The organism is Dietzia aerolata (genome assembly GCF_014144865.1).
In the GTDB taxonomy this organism is placed as follows: Bacteria; Actinomycetota; Actinomycetes; order Mycobacteriales; family Mycobacteriaceae; genus Dietzia; species Dietzia aerolata.
Window position 1 is genome coordinate 1 of sequence record NZ_JAALDM010000314.1, and the last position, 2,874, is coordinate 2,874.

General features: G+C 69.7%; 4 protein-coding genes and 1 pseudogene. 1 reads left to right on the top strand and 4 read right to left on the bottom strand.

The window, feature by feature from the left end; genetic code table 11:
• Positions 1–235, top strand: a pseudogene (locus G6016_RS15615) (hypothetical protein); the annotation flags it as partial.
• Between the two features lie 219 nt (positions 236–454).
• Here the strand turns inward: G6016_RS15615 and G6016_RS15620 are convergent.
• The 4 genes from G6016_RS15620 to G6016_RS15635 all read right to left on the bottom strand — a co-directional run.
• Entirely contained in the window at positions 455–1,684 is a 1,230-nt protein-coding gene (locus G6016_RS15620; protein ID WP_182633522.1) for a SatS C-terminal domain-containing protein, read from the bottom strand.
• A 69-nt stretch (positions 1,685–1,753) separates the two neighbouring features.
• Positions 1,754–2,101 carry a YbaB/EbfC family nucleoid-associated protein gene (locus G6016_RS17580; protein ID WP_182633523.1) on the bottom strand — a complete coding sequence of 116 codons (348 nt, stop codon included), beginning with the start codon at positions 2,099–2,101 and terminating at the stop codon, positions 1,754–1,756.
• A complete protein-coding gene (locus tag G6016_RS15630; protein WP_182633524.1) occupies positions 2,098–2,370 on the bottom strand; it encodes a hypothetical protein in 273 nt (90 codons plus the stop codon). The genes G6016_RS17580 and G6016_RS15630 overlap by 4 nt, the downstream gene beginning before the upstream one ends.
• Positions 2,367–2,874: C40 family peptidase (locus tag G6016_RS15635; RefSeq protein ID WP_182633525.1), on the bottom strand; the 508-nt coding region annotated here is incomplete at its 5' end. The genes G6016_RS15635 and G6016_RS15630, both read right to left, overlap by 4 nt.

The window sequence follows — 2,874 nt, forward strand, 5'->3', positions numbered from 1 at the left end:
GGTCGAGGGCGAGGAGGTCCGAGCCGGCGAGGTGATCGCCGCTGTGCACGCTGCCGACGCCGATCGGATCCCGGCCGCGCTCACCGAACTCGATGCGGCCCTGACGCTCGAGCCCGGCGGCCCCGCGAATGGCGGTGCAGCGGCCGATGCAGCTGGCAGGTCCGCTACCGGCGCTGGGGCTGGCGCTGCTGGTGGACCCGCGGGCGCCGTCGTCCACCGCATCCGCGGCTGGTGACCAACTCTTAGGGCATCGCGAAGAGACTTCTGCACACGTTTGCCGAGAGAGGGGTGTGCCGAACCCACTTCTCGATGGCGCGGCGACGCAGCAGGCGGAGCCAGGCAGCGCCAGGCGAGGCGGGTGTGCCGGGTGAGGCGGGTGTGCCGGGTGAGGTGGGCGGGCCAGGTGAGGTAAGCAGGCCAGGTGAGGCAAGCTGGCCAGGTGGGGCGAGTGGGGTCAGGTCATGTCCGGCGTGGTGACGAGCTGCTCCACGTCATCGACGAGGTCGCGCCACTCGGAGGACTCGTCGTCGTACGGCGCGGAGGGCTCGAGCAGCGTGGCGTCGTCCGGGTTCAGCACGTAGCGGATGAACCTGCGCAGCGAGGAGCCGCGGCCGGTCACCGACGACTCCAGCTCGGCGTCGCCGATGTAATTCGCCAGGTCCGTGATGAACTCCACCGCCAGCCCGAGCTGGTCGGAGTCGACCATGTCCGGGCCGACCTCGATATCGCGATCGAGACCGGCGAACACGTACACATTGTCGTCAGTGACGTGAACGTCGAGGCTGCCGTCGGTGGCGGCGATCTTGATCTGCTCGTAGGTGGCGACCCGGCTCAGCGTGGAGTCGTCATTGTCGGCGAGGTAGCGACCGAGCCCGCGGCCGCTGGTGAACACGTAGACCTGATCGCCGTCGCCCAGGAAGACCGGCCGATCGCCCAGGTAGCAGCGCAGGCTCAGGAACTCCTGATCCGCGAAAACGATGCGGATGGGGTCGATGCCGACCTTGGCCCAGATCGAACCCTCCGGGTAGCCGGCGGGGGAGGAGTCCTCGACCTCCGGCTCCTCCTCGACCTCGGGAAGCGCGGCCTCGGCAGTCTCGAGGTCGCGGCGGGCCTTCTCCACCTCGGCGGTGTCGAGCTTCGGCGAGGTGATGACGCCCTGGATCGCATCCAGCACGTCGTCCCAGCCCTTGGCCGCCGTCTTGCGGATGGACTTCCACAGCTTGAGGCCCTCGCGGCCGTAGAACTCGTCCATGCCATGCGTGACCGAGGCCAGGACGGGATTGCCGTTGAAGAACTTGGTGACCGTGTCCAGCTCGCACACCTCGCCGATCGACCGGGCGATCGCGAAGGACTGGTCGATCTCGTCGACCGAGGACTCGGTGGGGCTCTCACCGAGCAGCTCGAGAACCCCGACCAGGTCGTAGCAGTTCTCCTCCGCGGCGCGGAACTCCAGCACGTCCGACGACGCGAACTGCTCCCACGACGGATGGTCCTGCAGGTCCTGCTCGGCGCCACTGCGGACCAGCGCAAGGAGTTCGGCGGTCGAATCGAAGGCGTAGAGATCCTCGCCGAGGCCGAGGAACGCCTCCCAGTCGTCATTGTCCTCACGCCAACTGGGCGCCCAGAGGGTCGTGACGTCTCCCTCCGGGAGACCGAGCTCGATCGGGACTATGTCCTTGGCCATGTCGGCCAGCATATCCACGCCCGGTCAGCTGGTGCCACGGCCTCCCGGGCCTGTCGCGCCGTCAGTGCGTCATCCCTCCCGCAACGCCTCCTCCGCGGCCTGCTTCCGGCCGCCCACAGCCAGCGCCACCGAGCCCGACACCAGCTCCGCCCGTTGCGAGTTGGCCTGCTCCACGGCCTGGGACGTGGCCTCCAGGATCGACGCCGCTACCGTGTCCGACCCGTGCCTGCGAAGCCCTGCGGCCAACTGTAGGTCGACGACCGTGCCGCCCGAGTCGGCAGTGGCCGTGGCGAGCTCGTCCCGGCTGGAGGCCACCACCCGAAGGGTCTCCAACTGGCTGTGAGCGGATTCCCACTCCGCGGCAATACCGCGGAGCCGATCGAGGAAGGCCTCGACGTCCAGTCCGCCACCGCTCACGGGACGAGCTCCAGAGCCTCGTCGTCGTCGTCAAATTCCGAACGGTCCCATTCCGCACCGTCCCACTCCTCCTCCGCGCGACGTTCCAACAACTCGCGGGCCTCGCCCGCCGCGGCGGTGAGGGCGCGCAGGACCGCCCGCGCCACCTCCGACGACGCGCGGTCCAGGAGCTGATCGGGAACGGCCACACCGACCGGGACGCCGTCGATACCGACCTCGGCGACGACCCCGGACATCGGGTCCGTGTGGCGGCAACTCTCGGGGGTCATCCGCCGGTGGGACGGTAGAAACCGTAGAAGGACATGCCGATATTGTCGGTGCGCAGGCCCGAAACCGCTACGGGGTCCCCGGCCTCTACGATCTGGTCATTACCGATGTACATCGCCACATGGCCGTCCCACACCAGCAGATCGCCCGGCGCGAGATCCTGCTGCGAGACCTGCACACCCACGCCCTGCTCCTGCGCCAGCCGGGGGATCTCCACCCCGGCATCGCGATACGCCCACTGCGTGAGCCCGCTGCAGTCCAGCCCCTGGCCGGGCGTCGTCCCGCCCCACACATAGGGCACGCCCTGCTGGCTGAGGGCATTGCGCACGGCCCCGGCGGCCTGCTCGTTGGGGGCAGTGGCCGTGGAACCGTCCGGCAGGACCACCTCGACGCCGCTGCCGACGAAGCCCGAACCGGCATCCCCCGAACCCGCCGCGCCGGGGGTCATGGCCGACCCGGAACCGGAGTCGCCGGCAGCGGCGCCACCTCCGGCACCCGCTGCGCCC